Raw genomic sequence first — 22,766 nt, forward strand, 5'->3', positions numbered from 1 at the left:
ATTACCTTTATCCGAAACCATGCATTATATTCTACTCGCCTTACGTGAACCGCTACATGGCTATGCGATGATGCAAAAAATTGAGGAAATGAGTGCTGGTACAGTCCGAATTGCTGCAGGTACGATGTATGGAGCCATTGACAATTTATTGAATTATCATTGGATTACACCTGTTGAAACCCAGGATACAAGACGCAAGGTTTATCAAACGACAGAAGAGGGTCTAGAAATATTAGCCGCAGAGCAACAAAGATTGCAGCACATTTTATCTTTATATGAGGGAGCTGGCGAACATGATAAAGTTTAAAGTCTTTTTTGATATCGAAAAGGAAGAGCGTTGGTTAAACGAAATGTTAGCCAAGGGTTGGCTATGCTCCAACATAAACTCAGCAGGTATTTATACATTTCAGCCTACTGAAGATCTTGAACAAGTTATTCGGATTGATTGTCAGCAGGAGCTTCGCAAAGAAAAGAAAGCGACCTATAAGCAATTACATGAGGATTTTGGCTGGCGTATAGTAAAAGAAAAAGCCTATGACGGCACCTACTATTGGTTAAAAAGAAAAGATGGCAATGATGAATTATTTTCAGATCATGATTCCCACATTGCGAAATATAAACGTTTAATGAAACAAGCAAGCAACTGGGCCATACTGTCATTTATCTTCTTAATGATTTTTTATGCCAACGATAGTTACTACTCCCTTTTCAGTATAAAAAATGCGTATTTTACACCTGGTTTATGGGAGAAAGAAGGGTTTTCTTTCCTTTTTGCCTTTTTATTTGAAACACCCTTTGCTATCGGGCGCTTTATCCCACCATGGCTATTTTTAGTAACTTGTAGTATTTACATCACACTGTATTATCGTTATCGTAAATCCATATAGCAATTTTTATAGCAAATAACAAGGAGCCTCTTACGTAGTGTAAGGAGGCTCCTCATAGTGTTGAAAAACAAAACAATCAATAGAATTTTTGTGAAAGGTGAAAATGGATTTCTGTTGCAGGCTACTTGCTTTCCTGTGGGCAATAAAGTGAAGGTGTTCATTACTCTTTATGAAGAGGTGTTGTCACGCATCACTTCTCCACCTTGGAAATAAGAACTTATCCCCTCTAAGAATACAGATAATGGGCTATTTGATCGCTATGCTAGTATGAAAAAGTAAAGACATTTTGCAGAATGGTTGATTGGAGTGGAGCCAGCGTCACGCCTAGGGGATTTAGCGTCACTGAGGAGACCCTGGAGCGAGCGCAAGTGAGTGAAGCGGCTCATCGGACGCCCCCTGGAAAGGACGCTGGCGGAACGGAAATCAACCTCTCACCTTGCTAAAAGGTCTTTTTCTGCTAGTGACATGATCTTTTTCAACAACAGGAGGAGCCCCTTACGTAGTGTAAGGAGGCTCATCTTTCCTTTATGCTTCTGGTTCAGCAGTATTTTGTCCTGTTGCTTCCATCACTTCTGGTGTATCGTCCACTGTATCATCTTCCTGTACGTTTTCAGCAGCAGGTGGTGTAATCGTCACGAGTGTGTAGTCATCCTCTTGTAAAATTTCAAACGAGAACTGTTGACGAATATCTCCGACGTATAGAGAAGTCCCAATTGCAACATTTGTAACATCTATTTCAATGGTTTCTGGAATGTCAGTTGGCTTCACTTTAATACGCACTTCACGATTAGGCTGGAGCAGGAATCCGCCATCAGCAACTCCTACTGCATCCCCAATTACAGTCACTGGAATATCCACTTCTAGCTCCTCTGACATATTGATGGATTTAAAATCCACATGCTTAACATTCCCTTTTAATGCACAACGTTGTACCTCTGTCAAAACTGCATTAATCCGTTTTCCTTCAACATCTAATTGGAAAACACTTTTTGTGCCGTGTGTAGCTAACATTTTTGCAAAGGCTCTCGCATCTAACATAATCGCCGTTGATTCCATTTGAAAGCCGTAAACTACACCTGGAATGCCCCCATTTTGTCGAAGCTGTGTTAAAGAAGATTGTTGTCCCTTTTGACGTTTACTGGCAGTTAAAACCATATTCATCGAATATTTCCCCTTTCATGGAAACTAGTCTCATAAAAGGTTTTGCCTTTTCTATTGTATTTTATACATAGCAAGCAAGCGATTATTTGGTCAGCCTTGTAGTAATAATTTAAATTTTATTAGCGAAAAAACATAAAAAAACACCTCCTCTGTTCATGGAACAAAGGAAGTGTCTTTCTGTCTTAATATAGTGCTATTTTTGTATGCAATAGCTCATGTAACTCATGCAATTTTTTAATTTCATAATGTGGTTCAATATCACTCGTATTTTCAACATTGCGGATGTTAAACCAGCATGTATCAATGCCTGACAGCAATCCGCCTTTAATGTCTGATGTCAAAGAATCGCCGATTATAAGCGTTTTAGCTTTATCAAAATGCTCAATCCGCTCAAATACATAATCAAAAAAGGCAGGCATTGGTTTTTGATAGCCCGTTTGCTCGGAGATAAAGATGCCTTTAAAATATTGTGCTAAATCGGCATCCACTAGTCGTTTATTCTGTGTCAACGTTACGCCATTTGATACGACATACAAATGATAGTGATTGGCTAGTTGAGCGATGACTTCATAAGCTCCCTCTACATAATGATGTGCTTCCTGTAAGTATTTTTGGAATAACGATTCAAAGTAGACACCATCGACCTCCATCCCAAATTCCTTTAAAGCAATCGCAAATCTTGTATTATGTAGTGTATTTTTGGTCACTTCCCCACGCTCAAAAGCTCGCCACATCGATTCATTAATTTCTTTGTAACGCGCTATCATCTCGGGCGTAGTGGCTATCTTTTCCTCGCTGAACATGCGGTCAAGTGCTGCATTTTCAGCTAAATCAAAATCTAGTAATGTATCATCTACGTCAAACAATAATATCTCATATTTCGTCATGTTCATTCCCACTTTCTTTAATGCATTATGACTTTTACTCTATATCATGATAACGTTTTTTATGAAAAATAACAGTAAAATGTCCTATGACAGAATATTAGCACATGTATGCGCTTTATACACATGCTTATCCGTCCATTGAAACGAGGGAACTTTTTCGATAATGGAAAAAACGTCTAGCCCTAAAATAGCCCGTTCTGCAATTTCATATTTGAAATTATCGTTGAATATGAGACAATAGAATGCTAGAAAGGAAGATGTACGAAAGATGACGACCTTACAAAAACGAAAATGTTAGAGTAATTGCTTCCGTTGCAGGTTTTAGTATGAATTTAACAATTAAGAGGTACTGGTGATTGGTATTTTAATACAAAGCCATATTAAGGAGGTTTATAGGTTTGCAAAAGTCTAGCATATTTAATAGAATTGCGTTAGTAGTGCTGTCTATTATGGTTATCGGGGTTCTTTATTCTTTCATTTGGCATAAAGAGCGTTTTGATAGACCAATTTGGATACAAGTTGTGATGACTTTTTGCTTTTTAATGTTGAGTATAAATAACTTCAGACTAAGGAAATACGCTATGGGTTGGGTTTTTGCTGGAGTAGTAGTAGCTTTTGGAATCAGTATATTTTGGGGCACTACTGCTGTTTAATCAAGCAACACCATGTCAGTAAACTTAGATCAGCCAACGATTTCTTGTTAATTTTTATGACAAAACTTCAAATTCAGATAAAGAGTAAAACGACTGTTTAAAAAGAATGGTCTTACAAAGACAAAGGCTCAAAGCTGTGAATAACAGGCTATAGGCCTTTTTCTTTGTATTAAGGTACAAGTAAATTGTGTTTTGACAAACTTTTAAATTTAAACTGAGTAGAAAAATTATATAGTATATATCGCTAAAAAACCTCCAATGGTTATTCCAATGGAGGTCTTCAATTCATTATTTAACTGAGCCACTAATAAATGTTTTATCAGGATAATACATATTCTTTACAATTACATTTGGTCCTAAACATTTGACTGCTGGACAGTGGCAATTAATTGATTTAGAAATATTGGAATCTAACCACCGTTCGTAAATTTGAGGTAATGATTCATTTTTTATATTTCCGAAAGCCGAACCGTCATCTGAGAAATCCGTAACCGATATATCCCCTGTGAAAATATTTAAATTCATTCTTGATCGTCCATCAACATCATTTCTGATTGTTATATTATGTTCACTATTGATTCGCTTGATTAACGCTAAATCTCGCTCATCTTGACTACAAGGGTAAAATGGCAATGTACCAAACAATACCCATATGTCTTTATTTCTATAATCAAGAATTTCATTCACAACTTTTCTGTATTCCTCCAAACTAATAACTTCTAAATTTTCAGCGAAGTCACTAGCATACATAGGATGAATTTCGTGTCGCTTACATAACATTTCGTTAGCCACTTCATTATGAATTTTCTCCATATAGGGTACAGTATTACGATTTAACATTGTTTCTGCTGATACAAACATCCCTCCTTTGGAAAGTTCCCTTGCATTGTCGAAAATATTACGATATAAATTGCCTCTATATTCAATTGAAGGTTGCTTTTCCATCATAGCGAAGCCTGTTTCAACAAATTCTTTTTCATCACACCAGTTATGTGATATGTGCATAACATCTAGATAAGGAGCAATTAATTCGTAATGAGGCATAGGCAAAGTTAAATTCGAATTAATTTGCGTCTTAATTCCCCTACCCTTAGCGTATTTCAAAAGTGGTAACAAATTTTCCTTTATACCCTTTTTAGTCATTAAAGGTTCTCCACCTGTAAAACTCATTGTACGTAAAGTTTCCACCTCATCTAACTTGTGGATAATTTCTTCTGTAGGTAATGCTGGTAATTCTTTGGTTAATAATGTGTAGCCAACTGCACAATGCGAACATCTCATATTACATAAATGTGTTGTAGTAAATTCAATATTTGATAAAGTTAATTTCCCATACCTATCAATGTCATGGTAACTTTCCCATTCATCATGAGTTTTCTGTACTGTAAACATATAAAAAACTTCCTTTCCATGCTTATAATTTTCGCACAGATAAAATAATTTTTAAAGTGCATTTATTTATAAATTATCTCGGAATCGAACTTAATCTTTATTATAACTTTTTTATTATTTTGTTTACATCTGCTCTATTTCTGACAACTCTATCTTCGTATCCTCTTTTATCTTCTATACAATTAATTTTCTTGCGCCACTGTAATTACAAGGAGTTTAAATTATATGCTTTTATTTTCGATTTACAGTAAACAGGCGATGTGATTGTTACCGACTTTGGTGACACACCAGCCCTCGGCACTATTGTACATGACGAACTACCATTGATTTTTGATAAATGGATGGCAACCGACTTGGCAAAATCACTTAACTGCCACTGTCCAGCAGTCAAATGCTTAGGGCCAAATGTACTTGTAAAAAATATGTATTATCAAGATGCCGCGTTTGTGAGTGGCTCTGCTCGTGTATACGTTCATCGATAAAGAAAGAAACTCCATGTTGAACAAAGACTGATCAACATGGAGTTTCTTTTATATATGGCGTTATAGATTGTAGGTTGTCCTTATACCTGTTCTTTAAGGCATTATATATAATTGTTCGATCGTAAGTGAGGAATCCGCCTCTTGATTTTTCTTGTCTTCGGAAATGATTTTTCCTTCATAAATCAATCCACCTGTACGTAAATCAACGATAGACAACCACTGTCCATCAGAAACACGATATATTAAATAAAATTTTCCCTCTGCTATACGTAAATATGGAGCATCATTCTCATTCGTAATGCTTGAATATTGAAGGGTTAAGGGGTCTTCCCACTGTTTCTTTTCAATATGATATCGATTCAGCGTTAAACCATTGGCTGAATATACAGGAATGTATATCGTTTCTTTATGAATAAGCATTGACTTCCGATAGGGTTTTAATTCTTCTGGCATAGTCCATTCCTCTGCTTCATTCTTGGCATTATTATAGAGATATATTTGACTAGAGATAATTTCTGGCTCAGTACCTTCTTTTCGATCACTATATTTTTCTACCATATATAAATAATAATTTTCGTTTTGAGTAGTAGTATTGTTTTCATTAAAAATACGGATACTGGAAGTGCCTCTTTCTTCTGACACTAATTCTGCAAGGATGTCGTCCTTTACTAATTCCTTCTTGTTCTCATCAATCGTATAGACATGCAACTCTTCCCTACCTTTTATAAGATAGTTGGCTGATAAATAGTTTGTTGTTAATATATTTATTTTTCCATTCCCTACGTAGACGTCATTTACATTAATCCAATCATAGCTTGCTTTGACTGGTATATCGATCTTAAAGGAAGAACTATCATTTGTTTTTTTATCAAGTGTATCAATTTGAAGCGTTATAACATTGCCTCTAGCTTCTTTTCGACCATCATCTAGAAATATTGTGTAAGTCAAATGTGATTTGTCTTCATAATATTTTCTTGGATCAAATTCTTTCCCACGCATAAAATTACGGTGTTCCTCAATATATTTTCGAAGAATCATAGGTTCATTCGGTGCCATCAAATCTCTAAAAAAAGACTGACTATTGGGATTCGTGGAACCATCCTTTGATATGTACAACATATGATAAAGATCATTACTTTGATAACTTGTTTGAAGAATAAGATTTTCGATTTCTTCCTTATTTCCGCTGATCGTTTCAATTTTATAGGTTCTATCATTTTTAGAAGCCATTGCTGTTTTTTGGATATAGTAAGAACTGATAAACACCACGATGAAGAAACTAATACTGATTGTTTTCCAATATTTTTTCATTGTTATACCTCCTCTAGACCCTGTTTTTATATTTTAGTAAATGATTCGCAATCCAAATGGCACTGCCTAAAACAATCGTGCTCGTAACCAGTACCATTAAGAAAATTTCAAGTGGGTAAAAGTAATTTGTATAAACATTAACTAATAGGATTGGAGCAAAAAATACCCCAAGTGACAGTAAGCCATAAAAAATAGCGTAAAAAATCCCTTTTAAACCATAACTCCGCTCAATTAAAATCGCGGTAAATATTACTGCCACGAAAAGTAACCCAAGTGCATATACCAGAATAAACTCTGTAAAGCTAGTCGGATACAGCCACCTCCACATATTTAAAGTAGAACTAGCATAAATTGAGAAATTTGATTGGAGGTCTATTGGTATAATTTTATTCACTATTTGTTTTTCCATCAAAATTAGCAAGATTTGCAAAGCAATCAAGCCAAGAACTAAAAGCATAATCGTCGTTAATTTCGCAAAATAAATGGCGATTCTTTCAGTTGGTAACATGAATAATCTGTAAATAAATGTATTTTTACCAAACCAATCTCGATACCAAATAAAGAAAACATAGATCATCAACATGGCGATACAAAAAAAGATTGGCAGCAGAAACCATTCTGAATCAGTGAATCGATCGAAAGAAAAAGTCCCGTATTGCTCCACATACTGGTTCATGGATAACTGGTTTTCTGCCATCAACTGTTTAGCATTTTTCATATAGGTTTGTGAGATAATTCCCGCTCCTATAAGCTGGCTGAGCATGGTCAAGCCTATTAAAATCAAATACAATTTAAAAAATCGATTTACTTCAAAATTAACAAGTTTTAAATAGTTTTTCATGCTCGATATACCTCCCTCATCACATCAACCACTGATTTCCCTTCATTTTCACGTACTTCCTCCACGCTAAATTCCCTCAATACTGCACCGTCATCCATAAGGACTGCTTTATCAATCAAATGCTCAATATCACTAATTTCATGCGTTGTTATAATGACACCACGTTCTTCAATTAAATGGCTTGTAAACACCTCTGCAATCTGCTCACGAGAGAAAATATCAATGCCAGAGAATGGTTCATCCATCAGTAAATAATCGACATCAAGTGACAATCCCAGTAGCATATTCACTTTTGCTGTATTTCCTTTCGATAAGTTAGCAATACGTTCATTCGGATCAAGTTTAAAAAATTGTAATAATTCTTCTGCCCTCTGAGGATTCCAGCTTTTATAAAAATCAGCCATGAACGCAAAAGCTTCATTGATTTTCATTTGTGGCAACATCGTTATTGTGTCTGGGATGAAGGTTATTTTTTCAAAACTTTCTTTTGTGATTTTTTCTCCATCCATTAAAATTTCACCACTATTAATTGGGGTGAGCGCCATAATGGCTTTCATAATGGTCGTCTTACCTACACCATTTATTCCTATTAAACAAGTAATCTCTCCTTTTTCTGCAGTAAAAGAAATGTCTTTTAAAACCTGTTTCCTGCCGTATTTCTTGTTAATATTTTTTACTTCTATCATTTCGATTCCTCCGCTTCTCCGCTTTCGGCATCATGTTTTTTCTTTACAAGTTCCAATACTTCGGCTAAAGGCACATCGATAGATTTAATAGAGCCTAAAAATAAGTCAACCGCTTCGATAATCAATTCCTCACGGACATTTTTAAGGACTGCTTCATCTTTCGTAATGCAGCTAGGCATATTCCCCTCTGTAAAAATCAATCCTTGTTCCTCCATTTCCTTATAAGCTCGTTGTGCAGTATTTGGGTTAATCTTTAACTGATTGGCTAATTCCCTTCTGGATGGAATCTCCTGACCTGGCTCATAAAATCCCTTGGCAATTTGTTCTTTCAAATGCCGAATCACTTGGACATACACCGGGTCCCGATTATTAAAATTTATAGTCAAATAACTCAACTCCTCAAAAATTAATTCCGCGTATTAAACACTTAATACACAGTATGTAGAATGATGGGTTGCACCTATCAACATGGACATATTTTTTCTCACGTTAACACCTCATCGTATTAAGCACTTAATACACCGACAATAAAAAAATGTATTAAGCATATAATACACTTCTTGAAATGTATTATATGCTTAATACACATTTTAAGTCAACCACATTTATGGAAATATCTATCAATAATTAAAATCACAGCCAGTTCTAGCATGTACATCATGGATGCAAATATACTTTTCTTCAAACAGACGAGTGTTTTTATTTTCATTGTTAGTTAGTAATAAATGTATGTTTTCTTGTATTTACTTCTTTAGCACAAAAAATTAAATTTTATGGTCACTAGAGGTATAAGAAATAGAGGTAGGGCTATACTATTAAAGATTTCACTTCAAATCCAATGACTAGGAGGGTTAACCCGATGAGTGCGATTGATCGATAACTCAGAAGGACCATCAAAACTGAATAAGCTAAAGTACAGATTTCTTAGGAATATCTTAAGATCCTATGCGGAAGCGAGGCAGTGTGTCATGGAGCAGAAAATGTAAGTGGTAATCAGACCCGGAAGTAAATTTCCGGGTTTTTCTAATTGTAAAATCGCTATTCTATTTCAGCTAAATACATAAAAGCCATATTCAGATGAATATGGCTTTTCCTCTTATCTGATTAATTCCTTCGCAAGGAATCTATAGGTATTTAAACGACTTTCTAATGCATATTGATTGCAATTTAGCATCACTTCATCAAAGCCATAGCGTTCTTGCTCAGCGCTTAAAAAAGCAGCAATATCTTGGGGTGTCCCGACAAGATTCGCCTTGCGATTATTGTCAATCGTCAATTTATCCATTTCAGTTAATGGATAATCTTTCGCTTCTTCGGGTGACATTGTTTGAATGATTTGCCCTTTCATTAATTGAAGACGAGAAATATCAATCGGTTTAGCTAAATATTCCGCTTCTTCTAGGGTTGGGGCAACTGTTGCTGCATATGTCACAATGATTTGTGGTTTATCCATATAATAAGAAGGCGTAAAATAGGCTTTATAGGCATCAAAGATATCCTTTGACATATTGCCCGTGAAAAATTGTGCATACGAATAGCCTACTCCCAGCTGGCCAGCCTGCATTGCGCTCTGACCACTAGAACCTAGTAACCAAGCCTCTGGTAATGAAATATGAGCAGGAGCTGCAACGACTTGATCATAGACATGTTCACCTGTTTTTTGATTATTCATTAGCTTTAATATGATTTCTAGCTTATCATACTGTTCTGTGAAGCGTTGTCGTCTTCCCTCTGCCAAGGCATAGATAGCGGCATGATCACCACCAGGAGCTCTCCCCACACCAAAATCAATACGATTGGGTGCCAGCCCCGATAATGTTTTAAAGACCTCTGCTAGCTTATAGGGTGAATAATGCATCATCATGACACCACCCGTACCAATGCGAAGCCGCTGTGTTTTAGCAGCTAAAAAAGCAGCAGTTACTTCAGGAGCTGAACTCGCCAATGACTGGCTATTATGGTGTTCAGCAAGCCACATACGGTGATAGCCAAGCTCTTCACCTAGCAATGCCAGCTGTTCTGTACGTTGGAAGGCCTCTTCTGCAGAATGACCTTTTGGAATCGGCATTTGATCTAAAATACTTAATCTCATGTAAAACATCCTCTCTGTCTCTAGCTCCCCCTTTTACTGTAATACAGTTTGGATGATTTACAAAATAAAAAACCTTACTCATAAGCTAGTTGTTTCTTTTCCCAAGTGTGATAGACCATGCCAACAAGCTTTTGTTGTTGTTGCTGGTTTAATACGACTTCTTTAAATTTCATTGCCTCTAGGGAAAATTGCTGCGTTTGTTCGTTCACGACAAATTGGAGAATAGCATGTCCTTTTTCGTCTTGAAACGTAATATCACCTGATAATTCTACAACTTGCTCCCCAGTTTTTGCTTCATAATAGCGCCAGTAAGGTTCATAAAAAGCGTAATTAAACGCATTTCGAACTGTGACATCTGAAAAATTCTCCAAATAGCCTTCCTTTACGGTATCAATATACTCATGATCTGTTATATCTTTTTTTGCATTAAAGACATACCCTACAAGTACGCCCATAAACACAACACAGAGAAATACACGTATATGATTTCCTAAACTCATGTCATCACGTCCCCTTTACGTAAAAACACCATTATCTACATAATACATCAAAATAATGACTTCAAGTAGAATTTTTTTGAGTTATGTAGAAATTATCGTCATTTTAAATCGAATCACTTCATTTATTTCTATTAAAAAATAGCAGCTAGAGTGTTTACAGCCTATCCTCAGTTCGCTACTATCAGATTATTATGATAGAAAAGAGATGACCTATTGTGCCTTTTGATTTAGATTTAGATGTAAATATTTTATTAATTTTAATCCTCTTCGGTTTTTTAGCAGCCTTTATTGATTCAGTGGTTGGAGGAGGTGGGCTTATCTCATTACCAGCTCTTATGTTCGTTGGTCTTCCTCCCTCTGTTGCCGTAGCAACCAATAAATTGGCAGGTACAATGGGTTCCCTTACTAGTACAGTGACATTTTATCGCTCTGGTAAACTAGATATAAAAGCCGTCTATAAGCTATTCCCCTTCGTCTTTTTTGGCTCTATGCTGGGTGCTTGGATTGTCCACTTAATGGACCCAAGTGTACTGAAGCCATTAATGCTGATTATGCTTGCAGTCGTTGCCATTTATACCATCTTTAAAAAAGACTGGGGCAGTATGACCACCTTTAAACCATTAACTCCTAAGCGTTCTATTATTTTTGTTTTCGTGATTACACTTATTGGCTTTTATGATGGCTTTTTAGGTCCTGGGACAGGCTCGTTTCTACTCTTTGCTTTTCTCATAGTGGGCTTTGATTTTTTACAATCAGCAGGAAACGCCAAATTTTTAAATTTCGGCAGTAATGTAGCTGCCCTCCTTATGTTTATATACTTAGGACAAATAAATTATGCCTATGGACTACCAATGGGTCTTGCGCAAATTGCAGGAGCTATTGTTGGTTCAAAATTTGCCATTAAACGCGGCAGTGGCTATGTACGTAAATTATTTATCGTTGTGACCATTCTATTACTCTTGAAAAATACATATGACTATTTTTCATGATCAGCCGTTATACTAACGTATGCCAATACTATAGAAGGATCAAACTTATCTCAATTGGGGTAAGTTTTTTTCATGGTATCAACTTTTTCCCTCTCCTCGTACGTCTAGTAAATGTATACAATTTGACAATGTTAAAAAAGGAGCTTCTTTGGACATGAGAACAAGAAATGCATTTCAACATGAAGAGGTGTTTGTCCAATTCATTCGAGAACAAAAAGAGCGTTTTTATTTGCTCGCGTATAGCTATACAAAAAATGAACAGGACGCACTAGATGTTGTACAAGACAGTATCCAAAAAGCCATGCTTTCATTAGATCGACTTGAAAATGTGACCTATATGAAAAGCTGGTTTTATAAAATAGTTGTCCGTACAGCCATAGATTTTTTACGTAAGCATAAACGCTTACAAGTGACAGATGATGATACATTACAATATTTAACACCTGCTCAAGAGGATGTTTATGAGAATGTTGACTTGGAGCATGCGTTGGATGAACTCCCGCAAATGTATCGAGAGGTTGTCATTCTCCATTATTTCGAGGATTTAAAACTCACTGACGTGGCGAACATCCTCGACATTAAGTTGAGTACAGCCAAATCGCGTCTTTATAAAGCATTAAAACTATTGAAAATCCAATTGGAAGATGTGAAGGGAGAAACTGCACATGGATAAAAAATTACAGGAGTTAGAAAAACAATATATGAAAGTCCCGATTCCAAAAGAGCTAGACTTCGTGGTTGAAAAAGCACTTAAGCAAGGTCGAAAAAAGAAAAAAAATCGTACACCTCAATGGGTCCTTGGATCTGCCGCTGCAGCCATGCTATTTACAGCTGGTTTAAATGTAAGTCCTGCAATGGCACGCACACTCTCAGAAATTCCCGTGGTTGGTAGTGTGATAAAAGTATTGACTTGGACAGAATATGAAGTGGCTGAAGATAATTATGATGCCAACATTAAAGTACCTTCTATTGAAAACTTAGAAAATCAAGATCTGGCGAATACATTAAATGAAAAATATCGTGCAGAAGGTAAGACACTTTACGATGAATTTATGGCAGAAGTGGGCGATTTAAAATTAAATGGCGGTGGTCATTTAGGTATTGATAGTGGCTACGAAATCAAAACTGATAACGAACAAATTTTGTCGATTGGCCGTTATGTAGTGAATACCGTTGCTTCTTCTTCAACGGTGATGGAATACGATACGATCGATAAAGAAAACGAAATTTTAATTACTTTACCTATGCTCTTTAAAGATCAACACTATATTGAAACAATTAGTGAAAATATTAAAGAACAAATGCGTACACAAATAGCTGAATCGAATCAAGATAAAGTTTATTGGGTAAAGGGTGCTGGCCTTGCCGATGAAGCGTTAATGGAGGAATTTACAACTATTAAACCTGATCAGCAATTCTACATTTCTGATAAAGGCAAGCTTGTGATTTCCTTTGATAAATATGAAGTGGCACCTGGCTATATGGGCGTTGTAGAGTTTGAAATCCCAACAGATGTCTTAAAAGACGATCTTGTAAGCACAAAATATATTCATTAATTTAGCTTACTTTTCCTATGACGAGGTATTGGATGATGGTGTCATCCAATACCTCGTTTTTTCATGAAACCATACCATTTTCTGCTTATAAAGCCGACTTTTTTTGTCAAAGCTAATATGTATCAATCAATGTTAGAGGGTTTTCAACATGAAAAGTGTAGGATCAATCAGTATTTTACATGTCATCTTCCTATCAATGACTGTTATTGGCTTAAAAAATCATGTAACCATTATTCCTCCACTACTAGATGTGGCCAAAAGAGATGGCTGGCTATCCGTATTGTTTGCTGGAGGAATTATTTTCTTTTGGCTATTTTTATTAGTATATATTCAATCAAAATCTAATCAGGAGCCCATCCGAGATTGGCTCGATTCAAAAATAGGGAAAATTGGCTCTACTATTGTTATTTATACAGTTGCTATTTTTTTAATGATTATCGCAGCTTTTACAATGGTTGAAACACTGCAATGGATTAATACTACATTTTTACCACAAACCCCTGTGATCATCTTACTTTTTATCTATACCATTCTGTGTATTCTTCTTGTGACGACTAGCTTACAGACGCTCGTTATTTTAAACGTTTTTGTATTATTCGGAGTAGTTATCTTTGGCTTTTTCGTTGCCTTTACGAACATGCAGGTGAAAGATTATGAATTATTACGTCCATTTTTTGAACATGGATTCCAGCCTGTCTTGCGAGGCATGATTTTCCCTGCATCAGGGTTTATTGAGCTTTTAATGTTGCTATTTTTACAGCATCAATTTAAGGAACGTATTCGCTGGTACCACTTTGCTATTATGCTGGCCATTTTAGTAGGACTGACATTAGGACCTTTAATTGGAGCCATTACAGAATTTGGACCGAATGAAGCGGCTAAGCAACGCTATCCTGCCTACGAAGAATGGGGATTAGTGACAATTGGTCGCTATATCGAGCATCTTGACTTTTTCTCCATTTATCAATGGCTGACAGGAACCTTTATTCGTGTTAGTTTCCTTTTGTACATTGTGGTAGATTTATTGAAGATGACAGGAGATCCGAAGCGTATATGGCAAATGCTCGCTCCTCCCTTCTTTATTCTTTGTTTACCATTAATCATGCTAAATGAAAGCCTTTTTTTAAAGGTAAAAGGACATTATATTCTTGCAGCCACTTTTATTTTTTTCTTTTTACTGTCAATATTTTTCGTAGTCGTAGCTTTCTTGTCGGATAAATCTTCTAAAAAGGGGAAAACTGAAAAACAAGATAGGAAAAGTGGTGAATCATAATGCCTCAGCAAGAACAAGCGCTAGATCTTAGTACGCTCAGAAAATTATTTCAAAAATCAGCAGATATTCAATTTCAGGAATATATGTTTAATCAGCAGAAAGTACACTTTATTACGTGTGATGCTATGATTGATCAACAAATGCTTAATGAAGTGATTATTCAACGTATTCAATATTTATATGATCATTTGGATGAGGTTCCCTTTGAAGAGAATATCGCAAGGCATCTTCATGTTCCAAGTATTCAAAAAGTACAAGACAAGGAACAGCTAATAACTTTTGTCTATAGTGGCTTCTTGTTGTTGTATTTTGACGAAGACAATCTTTTATATGCAAGCAATATTGCCCAAAAGCCGAATCGCCAGCCTGAAGAAACGCGCATGGAGGTTCTTGTTAAAGGGCCAAGAGATAATTTCATTGAAGATATTCGCGTCAATATCGCACTCATAAGAAAACGTTTGCCGACCAATTCATTTTGTGTGGAAAAAGTGGAGCTTGGGAAACGATCAAAAACTACGGTAGCCATTCTTTATTTTGATGATATTGTGGATATGGATATTTTACATGGCATCAAAAAGCAGCTTGCTGCTGTTGATACAGATATTGTTTTTAGTGGCGATTTATTGATGGAACGGGTGAATAAAAATTCCAAGCTTTTTCCGAAGTTTGATTATACGGGACGACCTGATTATGCGGTTCAGGCCTTAGCGAGAGGACGTTTTATTATTTTTGTAGATGGCGTCGCCTATGCTATCATTACCCCTGTCAATTTGTTTCTCTTACTGAAATCAGCTGAGGATAATGAATATCCTATTATTTTCAGTTCACTCGAACGATTATTAAGAATATTCGGTATTCTAATCGGATTACTACTCCCTGCATTTTGGCTTGCCTTGACAACCTATCACCAAAACCAATTGCCGCTTCAACTACTCGCAACCGTCGTGCAAGCGAAGGCTGGCTTACCGCTCCCCTCTTCGCTTGAAATGTTACTCATGTTGCTGATGTTTGAATTATTTCGTGAAGCAGGCTTGCGTCTCCCTTCCGTTATTGGTGGGACCATCAGTGTTGTAGGTGGATTAATTATTGGGGATGCAGCCATTCGAGCAGGTGTAACGAGTCCTGAAATGATCGTTGTCATCGCTATTTCTACCATTGCTTCCTTCACATTAGTGAATCAGTCACTTGTTACTTCAGTTAGCATATTACGCGTTGCCTTTATCTTTGCTAGTGCCTTTTTCGGGTTATTTGGCTTCTTTGTTTCTTTATACCTGACACTGCTTTATTTAAGTAATATTCGAATTTACGGCTACTCTTACATGAACCTAGCAACAGATCTAAATTGGGCAACCATTAAAAAATCCATCTTTCGATTATCACCCAAAGGCTATACAGAGCGGAACAAAGCGCTTGCTCCTCAAGATTATACACGAACTTCAAAAGGGCATGAGAACAAAGATTCTCCAAATAAAAACAAATAGCATCCCTATCGATTGTGAAGGGATGCTATTTTTATTCGCTCAACTATTTTGGACTCTTTCTTTGATAAGGTCCAGTACACTTTCCCAATGACCTTTCATTTCTTCTCGTACTATTTGATCAGAAAGATGTTCTTGATGAAAGCTAATGGTTGTTTTATTACGCTCTTTGGGTAAAATACGGATTTGTACGGTAGATGGTTTTGACCACTCTTCCTTTTGCCAAGTCAATCGAAGCTGCTCTAATGGTTTAACAATCCTGATTTCGCCTGTCCCTGTCTTTGAATGGAATTTGTACCCAGGTTCGAATATAACTGAAGTGTCTTCCCCCAGCCATGTACGTACTCCTTCTGTTGTCGTAATCAATGCCCATGCTTGCTCCTGCGAAATTGGAAATGTCCTTCTAAGCCCGATTTGAAAACCCACACTTTTCGTTTGACCGATGATTCTCTCGTTATCCATTGCTTCACCCCTATTTTATGACCTTTATTGTGAACTGTAATGTTCTATTCGATTTACCTGCTAAACATTCCTTCTATGATTCATAAATGAATGTTCCATTTTCCATATTAAAGATTTGACCTGTTACCCTATGCATATTCGATGGCATTACCTTCAATCGATTCCCTCTTTCCACATAAACCTTCACTATGCATGTCAGTGTCCTTTGGCTACCACATAAGCAGTAGGACAAGTAACTAAGGGAAGCAACCAAAAAAGGGAAATTGTTTTAAAAAACAATCTCCCCCTCCTTCATTTACGTCAATTCCACAAACTCTTTCTGAACGCTTTGTTCTGTTTGTCCCTTGCGAAATTGAATATGATGAAGCTTTGCAAAAATCCCATTTTGAGCCACTAGCTCATCATAGGTACCATCCTCTTCAATGCCCTTCGGTGTCACAACTAATACGCGATCGGCATTGCGAATAGTTGCCAGTCGATGGGCAATAACTAGTGTTGTACGATTTTCAGCAAGCTCTGTTAACGATTGCTGAATAATCATTTCTGTTTCTGTATCTAAGGCAGAGGTTGCCTCGTCCAAAATTAAGATAGGCGGGTTCTTTAGGAACATACGAGCAATCGCTAGTCGTTGCTTTTGTCCTCCTGATAATTTTAAGCCACGTTCACCTATTTGTGTATCATAGCCATCGGGTAGCTCAGCAATAAATGCCTCTAGATGTGCTTTTTTCGCTGCCTCTCGAATTTCCGCTTCACTTGCATCTAATTTTCCATAGGCAATGTTTTCACGAATCGTACCTGTAAATAAAAAGACGTCCTGCTGTACGATACCAATTTGAGCACGTAATGACGCTTGTGTCATATGACGTATATCGATACCATCAATCGTAATAGCGCCTTTTGTCACCTCATAAAATCGAGGAATCAATGAGCAGATTGTAGTTTTACCAGCACCCGAAGGCCCTACAAAGGCAATGGTTTGGCCAGCTTTTACATCAAATGATATATCATGTAAAACCTGTTTGGATGCATCATAATTAAAATGAACGTGATTGAAGGCAATATTTCCATCTAAATGTTTGATAACCTTTGCATCCTCACGATCTTGAATTTCTGGCTCCTGTTCAATTAATTCACGGAAGCGCTTAAAGCCAGCCATTCCTTTCGGATAAAGCTCTAATAAAGCACTAATTTTATCAATTGGTTTAATCAGGACATTCGTATATAAAACAAAGCTCACTAGCTCCCCATAAGATAATTTCCCATTAAAGCTTAGCCAAGCGCCGACCACTAACACCATTAATGTAAGGAGGCGCGTCATCATGTAAATACTGGAGTGTGTCCCTGCCATAATTTTATAGGCATATAATTTAGCCGTACGGAAAAATCCATTTTGCTCCTTAAAGCGTTTAATTTCAAAATCTTCATTTGTAAAGGATTTCACAACACGGACACCAGACACACTATCCTCTACACGTCCGTTCACATCAGCAATTTTGCCATACATCGTTTTCCAAGCATTGTTCATTTTTATATTACTAAATGTCACAAGCCATGTTAAAAATGGCACCATAATCGCTGCAATCAAAGCGAGTGTTGGATTGACATTAAACATAATGGCAAAGGCCCCAACAAAGGTCATGATCGCAATAAAGAGATCCTCTGGTCCATGATGGGCAAACTCACCTATATCAAACAAATCATTGGTAATGCGACTCATAATATGACCTGTTTTCGTATTATCAAAGAATCGGAAAGATTGCCTTTGTACATGCGTAAATAATTCCTGACGCATATCCGTTTCGATATTTATGCCTAGTTTATGCCCTAAATAGTTAACGATAAAGTTCAATAATGTACTAATGGCATAAACAAGCAGTAATAGGACACTTATTTTCACGATCATGCCCCAATCCCCTGTTGGCAATAACTCATCGATAAACCATTGAACAGCCAATGGAAACGCAAGCTCTAAGATTGCTACAATAATGGCACTCGAAAAATCGATGACAAACAATCGTTTATGTGGCTTGTAGTAGGAAAAAAATTTTCTATACATGTTTGTCTCCTCTCTAAGTTGTAAAAATTTTGCCTATCTTTTAATAGTACCATTTGTGCAAACGTAACGGAAAAGTATTTTTTCTCCATAGCAGTATATTTTTATTTACTTTTAAAATGTTGCATGTTACTATGTTAGTAAGAATTGAATAGCTTTTGACTTTATTGTCAAAGGGGAGTAGCTAGCAGATGCGATCGAAGCATCTGATTCACATTCGTCATTACATGGTATATTACCATCGGGTGTGATGGCATTTTTTGTCACACAGAACACTTTCTGTGCAACGAACAGTTAATTGCTTAGCAAGACCTTTGCCTATTTTTTAGGCAGGGGTCTTTTTCTTTTGCTTAAAATAGGGAAAGAATAAGTTAGCAAGCCATTCATTTCTGTTCAACAATTAAAGGAGGCAATAAATTTGGAGGCAATATTTTTAGAATACGCATGGGTACTTGTCGTATTAATTGTACTAGAAGGTTTGTTAGCAGCAGACAACGCCGTCGTAATGGCTGTTATGGTTAAGCATTTACCAAAGGCACAACAACAAAAAGCTTTATTGTATGGATTGGTGGGGGCATTTGTTTTCCGTTTTGCCGCATTATTCCTTATTACAACGCTCGTTAATTTCTGGCAGATTCAAGCAATAGGTGCAGCTTATCTACTGTTTATGTCTATTAAGCATATTTATGATTCGCGGAAAGCATCTCAAAACTCCGAAGAAATTCAAGAGCCGAAAAAACAATCTGGCTTCTGGATGACGGTTGTAAAAGTAGAACTTGCTGATATCGCATTTGCTGTGGATTCTATTCTTGCGGCGGTTGCCATTGCTGTCACACTTCCACATATCGGTGATTTTGATATTGGCGGTATTAACGCAGGTCAGTTCGCAGTGATGTTCTTAGGTGGTATTATTGGTGTCATCATGATGCGTTTCGCAGCTCGTTGGTTTGTAAAGGTTCTCGACAAATTCCCATCACTTGAAACAGCTGCTTTCCTAATTGTCGGCTGGGTTGGTGTAAAATTAGCTGTATTAACATTAGCACATGAAAAATTGGGTGTGATTCCACACGAATTCCCCCACTCCACTCTTTGGAAAGCTATTTTCTGGATTGTCTTAATTGCTATCGCATTAGGTGGCTACCTAATCGGTGTCAAAAATCAAAAGAAACAAGAACAATAATAATGAAAAATCGCTTCGATTACGATCGGGGCGATTTTTTTATTTTCTTAAAAGTATAAAAGAAGGTATTTTCTAATTGAGAACGAATATCAATTATTTTTCACATGAATTGCTTTAAAAATTAAATTTTTTGTATGTTACGGCTTCTACGCTGTATACTAGTAAAGAAGTCATTTACTGCAAAAGGAGGAAAACTTTTATGTTATCTGAAAAACTACACACAGCTCTTAATGAACAAATGAATTTTGAATTCTACTCTGCGCATGCCTATATGGCAATGGCAGCCTATTGCACAGATCAAGATTATGATGGCTTCGCTAACTTCTTTTTAGTACAAGCAGAAGAAGAACGCTTCCATGCCATGAAATTTTATAATTTCTTAAGTGATATGGGCTACCGCGCAACAATTCAAGGTTTTGAAAGCCCAGGCAATCATTTCGAATCCATTTTAGATGCCTTTAAAACGGCTCTATCACACGAAAAAGAAGTAACACGCCGTATTTACAATTTATCAGACATTGCTTTAGATGAACGTGAGCATGCGACAATGGCCTTCTTAAAATGGTTCATCGACGAGCAAGTAGAAGAAGAATCTACATTTGATACATTAATTCGTAAAATCGAGCGTATCGAAACTGACTCAAACGCAATCTTTATGCTTGATGCAGAATTGGCGACTCGTACTTTTACACCAGATACAGAAGCATGATAGTTCTTATAAAAAAATCTGCCATGAAGGCAGATTTTTTTAGGTAACTATCTTGCTTGTGGGATTTTCAAAAGATGCAATAAAAGAGAAACGTTGAAAAATCAACGTTTCTCAGGTTCTTTATGGTTCTCTTACCACTCCATCAAAGGCAGCTTGATAGATTTGATAGATATCTTCACGCCCTAATGGCATTGGACTTCGAGCTAAAATGCGAGTTTGTTTTGTAGCATCCTCTGTTAGCTGTTCAAGTGCTGATGCAGGGATATTAAATCCTTGTAATGTTGAGGGAATTTTCACATCTTGAACGAGTTGTTGTAAGGCATCAACACATTTATAGGAAGCCTCTTCTTGCGATAAATAGGATGATGATATTCCCATGGCATCTAAAATATCTTTCATTCGTTTTTCACAGCTTTGACGAATATACCCCATGACATATGGTAATAGTACTGCATTGGAATCACCATGAGCTATATGGAACTGACCTCCCAGGGGATAGGCTAAGGCATGGACGCCTGCTACACCGGCATTGAAAAAGGCTAATCCTGCTAAATAGCTGCCATAACTCATATCTGTGCGCGCTTGCTTGTCTTGTCCATTATGGACAGCTGTTCGGATTGACTGGCTAATTAATCGGATAGCTTGTAGTGCAAGTGCATCCGTTACTGCATTCGCATTTACGGATACGTAGGCTTCTATCGCATGAGTTAACGCGTCTACCCCAGTCGCTGCTGTCACCTTTGATGGTAAGGAAATCGTTAAGGCAGGATCTACAATCGCTACATCCGCTAATAAATAATCATGTGTCACAACATCCTTGGTTGTATCCAGTGATAACACAGAAATATTTGTTACCTCCGAGCCTGTCCCAGAAGTGGTAGGAATTAAGATTTTAGGTAACCCTTTATTATCTAATGTTTTCGTTCCTGTTAGGTTTAAATAATCTGCAACTTTTCCATCATGTTTTGCTAATACGGCGGCAAGCTTTGCTAAATCTAGTGCACTGCCCCCACCTACACCAATCACCAAATCAAATGGATGCTTTCTCGTAAAATCAACCAGTTTTTCGCCAATTGCAAGCGGAGGCTCTGGTGCAATATCCGTATAAATGGTTGTGGTATAGCCTTTCTCCATTAAAGGCTTTTCCACATTGTCCGTTAGACCTATTTCTTTTAATAATGGATCGGTCACGATTAAAATATTGTGAGCATTAAACTTCTTTACCTCTAGCAGAAGCTGACTCAAACAGCCCCAGCCAGTATAGCTAGCAGGCGTAAAGGTTAATTTATGCATGGCTTCTCTACTCCTATCTATTCATAATAGCCTTCCGTCGATTTTCTAAATGATTTAAATTGAATAGGATCATGGCCAAACCATACCTGTGAATTTGTTTCATTTGCTAGTCTTCGAATCCGTTCCACAGTTGTATTATAACCTACAGAATCGTAGATAATGCCTGGTGGCTTGACAGGAGGGCCAAAGCTTTCTGCCGTATAAATGGCATCTGAAGCTAAAATAATACCACCTGTGTCAGGCATTTGAATATGCAAACCTAGCATTCCCCAAGCATGACCACTACCAAAATTTAATACTTGTATCCCTTCAGCTAGTTTTACATGATCCTCGCCACGTTTGATTAAGCGCCATTGTAGATTGTTTTTAATCCACATATCAATGTCACCCCAAACATAGGCACCGTCTTTCACGTTTCTAGCATATGTTTGTAATGTGCCATTAAACTCATCTTCCTGTACAATAATTGTGGCATTTGTAAAGAGTTCTAAGCACCCTGCATGGTCGAGATGCAAATGGGAAGCAACAACATACTTGATATCCTCTGGACGAACATTTAATTCTTCTAGACGATGATGTAAATAGCATTCTTCTGGCATATTAATAGGAAATGCTTTTTGCGTAAATTCACCCCATCGCCCTTCTGGACCCATTGAGTTTGGATTGCATGCTGTATCAAATAGAATTTTACCTTCTGGATGATCAATCAATACTGTATAAACAGGGAATTCAACAAATTCATTTGGCTGGTTTGGATGATCGATGGTTGCGGGATTGTGCATCGCAATCATATAATTTTTATCCATTCGCATCGTACCATTGTCCATCACATACAATTTTGGATGTTGTTTAATCATTTTCATTTTCCCATCTCCATTCGT

The 22,766-nt window shown here is 36.9% G+C and carries 24 protein-coding genes and 1 pseudogene; 12 read left to right on the forward strand and 13 right to left on the reverse strand.

Features of this window, described 5'->3' with window-relative positions:
• The first annotated feature begins 19 nt into the window (after nucleotides 1-19).
• From EW028_RS15190 to EW028_RS25350, 3 genes are read left to right on the forward strand one after another with little or no spacing between them, the layout of a single operon-like run.
• A complete protein-coding gene (locus tag EW028_RS15190; protein WP_193767394.1) occupies nucleotides 20-307 on the forward strand; it encodes a PadR family transcriptional regulator in 288 nt (95 codons plus the stop codon).
• Nucleotides 294-887, forward strand: a complete 594-nt coding sequence (locus EW028_RS15195) for a DUF2812 domain-containing protein (RefSeq protein WP_131521480.1) — start codon at nucleotides 294-296, stop codon at nucleotides 885-887. Before EW028_RS15190 ends, EW028_RS15195 begins: the two co-directional genes overlap by 14 nt.
• 57 nt (nucleotides 888-944) lie before the next feature.
• Nucleotides 945-1,100 (forward strand): hypothetical protein, encoded by a 156-nt coding sequence (locus tag EW028_RS25350; protein WP_193767392.1) that lies wholly within the window; start codon nucleotides 945-947, stop codon nucleotides 1,098-1,100.
• A gap of 312 nt (nucleotides 1,101-1,412) precedes the next feature.
• On the opposite strand, the gene EW028_RS15200 is transcribed toward EW028_RS25350, so the two are convergent.
• Nucleotides 1,413-2,048, reverse strand: a complete 636-nt coding sequence (locus tag EW028_RS15200; protein WP_048392414.1) for a 50S ribosomal protein L25/general stress protein Ctc — start codon at nucleotides 2,046-2,048, stop codon at nucleotides 1,413-1,415.
• A 182-nt stretch (nucleotides 2,049-2,230) separates the two neighbouring features.
• Nucleotides 2,231-2,935, reverse strand: coding sequence for a YjjG family noncanonical pyrimidine nucleotidase (locus EW028_RS15205; RefSeq protein ID WP_131521481.1), 705 nt, complete (start codon nucleotides 2,933-2,935; stop codon nucleotides 2,231-2,233).
• A gap of 398 nt (nucleotides 2,936-3,333) precedes the next feature.
• Here EW028_RS15205 and EW028_RS15210 point away from each other — a divergent pair, with 398 nt between their 5' ends.
• Nucleotides 3,334-3,588 (forward strand): hypothetical protein, encoded by a 255-nt coding sequence (locus EW028_RS15210; RefSeq protein ID WP_131521482.1) that lies wholly within the window; start codon nucleotides 3,334-3,336, stop codon nucleotides 3,586-3,588.
• Nucleotides 3,589-3,876: 288 nt separating this feature from the next.
• Here the strand turns inward: EW028_RS15210 and yfkAB are convergent, their stop codons facing one another.
• Nucleotides 3,877-4,980 (reverse strand): radical SAM/CxCxxxxC motif protein YfkAB, encoded by a 1,104-nt coding sequence (gene yfkAB, locus EW028_RS15215; RefSeq protein ID WP_131521483.1) that lies wholly within the window; start codon nucleotides 4,978-4,980, stop codon nucleotides 3,877-3,879.
• Nucleotides 4,981-5,231: 251 nt separating this feature from the next.
• Here yfkAB and EW028_RS15220 point away from each other — a divergent pair.
• Nucleotides 5,232-5,462, forward strand: a pseudogene (locus EW028_RS15220) (radical SAM/CxCxxxxC motif protein YfkAB); the annotation flags it as partial.
• A gap of 93 nt (nucleotides 5,463-5,555) precedes the next feature.
• Here the strand turns inward: EW028_RS15220 and EW028_RS15225 are convergent.
• The 6 genes from EW028_RS15225 to EW028_RS15250 form a co-directional block, all read right to left on the reverse strand.
• Nucleotides 5,556-6,773: a hypothetical protein gene (locus tag EW028_RS15225; protein WP_131521484.1), complete on the reverse strand. Its 1,218-nt coding sequence runs from the start codon at nucleotides 6,771-6,773 to the stop codon at nucleotides 5,556-5,558.
• A 13-nt stretch (nucleotides 6,774-6,786) separates the two neighbouring features.
• A complete protein-coding gene (locus EW028_RS15230) occupies nucleotides 6,787-7,614 on the reverse strand; it encodes a hypothetical protein (protein ID WP_131521485.1) in 828 nt (275 codons plus the stop codon).
• Nucleotides 7,611-8,300 (reverse strand): ABC transporter ATP-binding protein, encoded by a 690-nt coding sequence (locus tag EW028_RS15235; protein ID WP_131521486.1) that lies wholly within the window; start codon nucleotides 8,298-8,300, stop codon nucleotides 7,611-7,613. Before EW028_RS15235 ends, EW028_RS15230 begins: the two co-directional genes overlap by 4 nt.
• Complete coding sequence (locus EW028_RS15240; RefSeq protein WP_004230719.1) at nucleotides 8,297-8,686, reverse strand: GntR family transcriptional regulator; 390 nt, start codon at nucleotides 8,684-8,686, stop codon at nucleotides 8,297-8,299. The genes EW028_RS15235 and EW028_RS15240 overlap by 4 nt, the downstream gene beginning before the upstream one ends.
• A 710-nt stretch (nucleotides 8,687-9,396) precedes the next feature.
• Nucleotides 9,397-10,392, reverse strand: a complete 996-nt coding sequence (locus tag EW028_RS15245; protein WP_131521487.1) for an LLM class flavin-dependent oxidoreductase — start codon at nucleotides 10,390-10,392, stop codon at nucleotides 9,397-9,399.
• A 74-nt stretch (nucleotides 10,393-10,466) separates the two neighbouring features.
• Nucleotides 10,467-10,892, reverse strand: a complete 426-nt coding sequence (locus EW028_RS15250; protein ID WP_048392403.1) for a hypothetical protein — start codon at nucleotides 10,890-10,892, stop codon at nucleotides 10,467-10,469.
• Nucleotides 10,893-11,107: 215 nt separating this feature from the next.
• On the opposite strand from EW028_RS15250, the gene EW028_RS15255 reads away from it, so the two are divergent.
• The 5 genes from EW028_RS15255 (at nucleotide 11,108) to EW028_RS15275 (ending at nucleotide 16,191) form a co-directional block, all read left to right on the forward strand.
• On the forward strand, nucleotides 11,108-11,881 hold the full coding sequence (locus tag EW028_RS15255; RefSeq protein WP_131521488.1) for a sulfite exporter TauE/SafE family protein: 774 nt from the start codon (nucleotides 11,108-11,110) through the stop codon (nucleotides 11,879-11,881).
• 154 nt (nucleotides 11,882-12,035) lie between these two features.
• Nucleotides 12,036-12,554: an RNA polymerase sigma factor SigV gene (locus EW028_RS15260; protein ID WP_131521489.1), complete on the forward strand. Its 519-nt coding sequence runs from the start codon at nucleotides 12,036-12,038 to the stop codon at nucleotides 12,552-12,554.
• Nucleotides 12,547-13,437 carry an anti-sigma-V factor RsiV gene (rsiV, locus tag EW028_RS15265; RefSeq protein ID WP_131521490.1) on the forward strand — a complete coding sequence of 297 codons (891 nt, stop codon included), beginning with the start codon at nucleotides 12,547-12,549 and terminating at the stop codon, nucleotides 13,435-13,437. The genes EW028_RS15260 and rsiV overlap by 8 nt, the downstream gene beginning before the upstream one ends.
• A 148-nt stretch (nucleotides 13,438-13,585) precedes the next feature.
• The gene (locus EW028_RS15270; RefSeq protein ID WP_131521491.1) at nucleotides 13,586-14,710 is read left to right on the forward strand and encodes a GerAB/ArcD/ProY family transporter; all 1,125 of its coding nucleotides are present in this window, start codon (nucleotides 13,586-13,588) and stop codon (nucleotides 14,708-14,710) included.
• Complete coding sequence (locus EW028_RS15275; RefSeq protein ID WP_131521492.1) at nucleotides 14,710-16,191, forward strand: spore germination protein; 1,482 nt, start codon at nucleotides 14,710-14,712, stop codon at nucleotides 16,189-16,191. The genes EW028_RS15270 and EW028_RS15275 overlap by 1 nt, the downstream gene beginning before the upstream one ends.
• A gap of 39 nt (nucleotides 16,192-16,230) precedes the next feature.
• Here the strand turns inward: EW028_RS15275 and EW028_RS15280 are convergent, their stop codons facing one another.
• Together EW028_RS15280 and EW028_RS15285 are read right to left on the reverse strand one after the other, a co-directional pair.
• The gene (locus EW028_RS15280) at nucleotides 16,231-16,650 is read right to left on the reverse strand and encodes an SRPBCC family protein (protein WP_131521493.1); all 420 of its coding nucleotides are present in this window, start codon (nucleotides 16,648-16,650) and stop codon (nucleotides 16,231-16,233) included.
• 295 nt (nucleotides 16,651-16,945) lie between these two features.
• On the reverse strand, nucleotides 16,946-18,706 hold the full coding sequence (locus tag EW028_RS15285) for an ABC transporter ATP-binding protein (RefSeq protein ID WP_131521494.1): 1,761 nt from the start codon (nucleotides 18,704-18,706) through the stop codon (nucleotides 16,946-16,948).
• Between the two features lie 415 nt (nucleotides 18,707-19,121).
• On the opposite strand from EW028_RS15285, the gene EW028_RS15290 reads away from it, so the two are divergent.
• Both EW028_RS15290 and EW028_RS15295 read left to right on the forward strand, forming a co-directional pair.
• Nucleotides 19,122-19,883: a TerC family protein gene (locus EW028_RS15290; protein WP_016994674.1), complete on the forward strand. Its 762-nt coding sequence runs from the start codon at nucleotides 19,122-19,124 to the stop codon at nucleotides 19,881-19,883.
• A gap of 199 nt (nucleotides 19,884-20,082) precedes the next feature.
• Nucleotides 20,083-20,592: a ferritin gene (locus tag EW028_RS15295; protein WP_048392396.1), complete on the forward strand. Its 510-nt coding sequence runs from the start codon at nucleotides 20,083-20,085 to the stop codon at nucleotides 20,590-20,592.
• Nucleotides 20,593-20,712: 120 nt separating this feature from the next.
• On the opposite strand, the gene EW028_RS15300 is transcribed toward EW028_RS15295, so the two are convergent.
• Both EW028_RS15300 and ahlS read right to left on the reverse strand, forming a co-directional pair.
• A complete protein-coding gene (locus EW028_RS15300; protein WP_131521495.1) occupies nucleotides 20,713-21,885 on the reverse strand; it encodes an iron-containing alcohol dehydrogenase in 1,173 nt (390 codons plus the stop codon).
• A gap of 17 nt (nucleotides 21,886-21,902) precedes the next feature.
• Nucleotides 21,903-22,748 carry an AhlS family quorum-quenching N-acyl homoserine lactonase gene (gene ahlS, locus EW028_RS15305; protein WP_115673339.1) on the reverse strand — a complete coding sequence of 282 codons (846 nt, stop codon included), beginning with the start codon at nucleotides 22,746-22,748 and terminating at the stop codon, nucleotides 21,903-21,905.
• Nucleotides 22,749-22,766 lie beyond the last annotated feature (18 nt).

It is taken from the genome of Lysinibacillus sp. OL1 (assembly GCF_004332175.1).
GTDB lineage: Bacteria > Bacillota > Bacilli > Bacillales_A > Planococcaceae > Lysinibacillus > Lysinibacillus capsici.

What these genes read in the sequence shown, in the direction of transcription:
- EW028_RS15250 (WP_048392403.1), bottom strand. Translation starts at nt 10,892, where the DNA reads ATGAGTTTAGGAAATCATATACGTGTATTTCTCTGTGTTGTGTTTATG.
- EW028_RS15205 (WP_131521481.1), bottom strand. Translation starts at nt 2,935, where the DNA reads ATGACGAAATATGAGATATTATTGTTTGACGTAGATGATACATTACTA.
- EW028_RS15280 (WP_131521493.1), bottom strand. Translation starts at nt 16,650, where the DNA reads ATGGATAACGAGAGAATCATCGGTCAAACGAAAAGTGTGGGTTTTCAA.
- EW028_RS15295 (WP_048392396.1), top strand. Translation starts at nt 20,083, where the DNA reads ATGTTATCTGAAAAACTACACACAGCTCTTAATGAACAAATGAATTTT.
- EW028_RS15230 (WP_131521485.1), bottom strand. Translation starts at nt 7,614, where the DNA reads ATGAAAAACTATTTAAAACTTGTTAATTTTGAAGTAAATCGATTTTTT.
- EW028_RS15285 (WP_131521494.1), bottom strand. Translation starts at nt 18,706, where the DNA reads ATGTATAGAAAATTTTTTTCCTACTACAAGCCACATAAACGATTGTTT.
- EW028_RS15245 (WP_131521487.1), bottom strand. Translation starts at nt 10,392, where the DNA reads ATGAGATTAAGTATTTTAGATCAAATGCCGATTCCAAAAGGTCATTCT.
- yfkAB (WP_131521483.1), bottom strand. Translation starts at nt 4,980, where the DNA reads ATGTTTACAGTACAGAAAACTCATGATGAATGGGAAAGTTACCATGAC.
- EW028_RS15260 (WP_131521489.1), top strand. Translation starts at nt 12,036, where the DNA reads ATGAGAACAAGAAATGCATTTCAACATGAAGAGGTGTTTGTCCAATTC.
- EW028_RS15200 (WP_048392414.1), bottom strand. Translation starts at nt 2,048, where the DNA reads ATGAATATGGTTTTAACTGCCAGTAAACGTCAAAAGGGACAACAATCT.
- EW028_RS15195 (WP_131521480.1), top strand. Translation starts at nt 294, where the DNA reads ATGATAAAGTTTAAAGTCTTTTTTGATATCGAAAAGGAAGAGCGTTGG.
- EW028_RS15190 (WP_193767394.1), top strand. Translation starts at nt 20, where the DNA reads ATGCATTATATTCTACTCGCCTTACGTGAACCGCTACATGGCTATGCG.
- EW028_RS15300 (WP_131521495.1), bottom strand. Translation starts at nt 21,885, where the DNA reads ATGCATAAATTAACCTTTACGCCTGCTAGCTATACTGGCTGGGGCTGT.
- EW028_RS15235 (WP_131521486.1), bottom strand. Translation starts at nt 8,300, where the DNA reads ATGATAGAAGTAAAAAATATTAACAAGAAATACGGCAGGAAACAGGTT.
- ahlS (WP_115673339.1), bottom strand. Translation starts at nt 22,748, where the DNA reads ATGAAAATGATTAAACAACATCCAAAATTGTATGTGATGGACAATGGT.
- EW028_RS15275 (WP_131521492.1), top strand. Translation starts at nt 14,710, where the DNA reads ATGCCTCAGCAAGAACAAGCGCTAGATCTTAGTACGCTCAGAAAATTA.
- rsiV (WP_131521490.1), top strand. Translation starts at nt 12,547, where the DNA reads ATGGATAAAAAATTACAGGAGTTAGAAAAACAATATATGAAAGTCCCG.
- EW028_RS15270 (WP_131521491.1), top strand. Translation starts at nt 13,586, where the DNA reads ATGAAAAGTGTAGGATCAATCAGTATTTTACATGTCATCTTCCTATCA.
- EW028_RS15225 (WP_131521484.1), bottom strand. Translation starts at nt 6,773, where the DNA reads ATGAAAAAATATTGGAAAACAATCAGTATTAGTTTCTTCATCGTGGTG.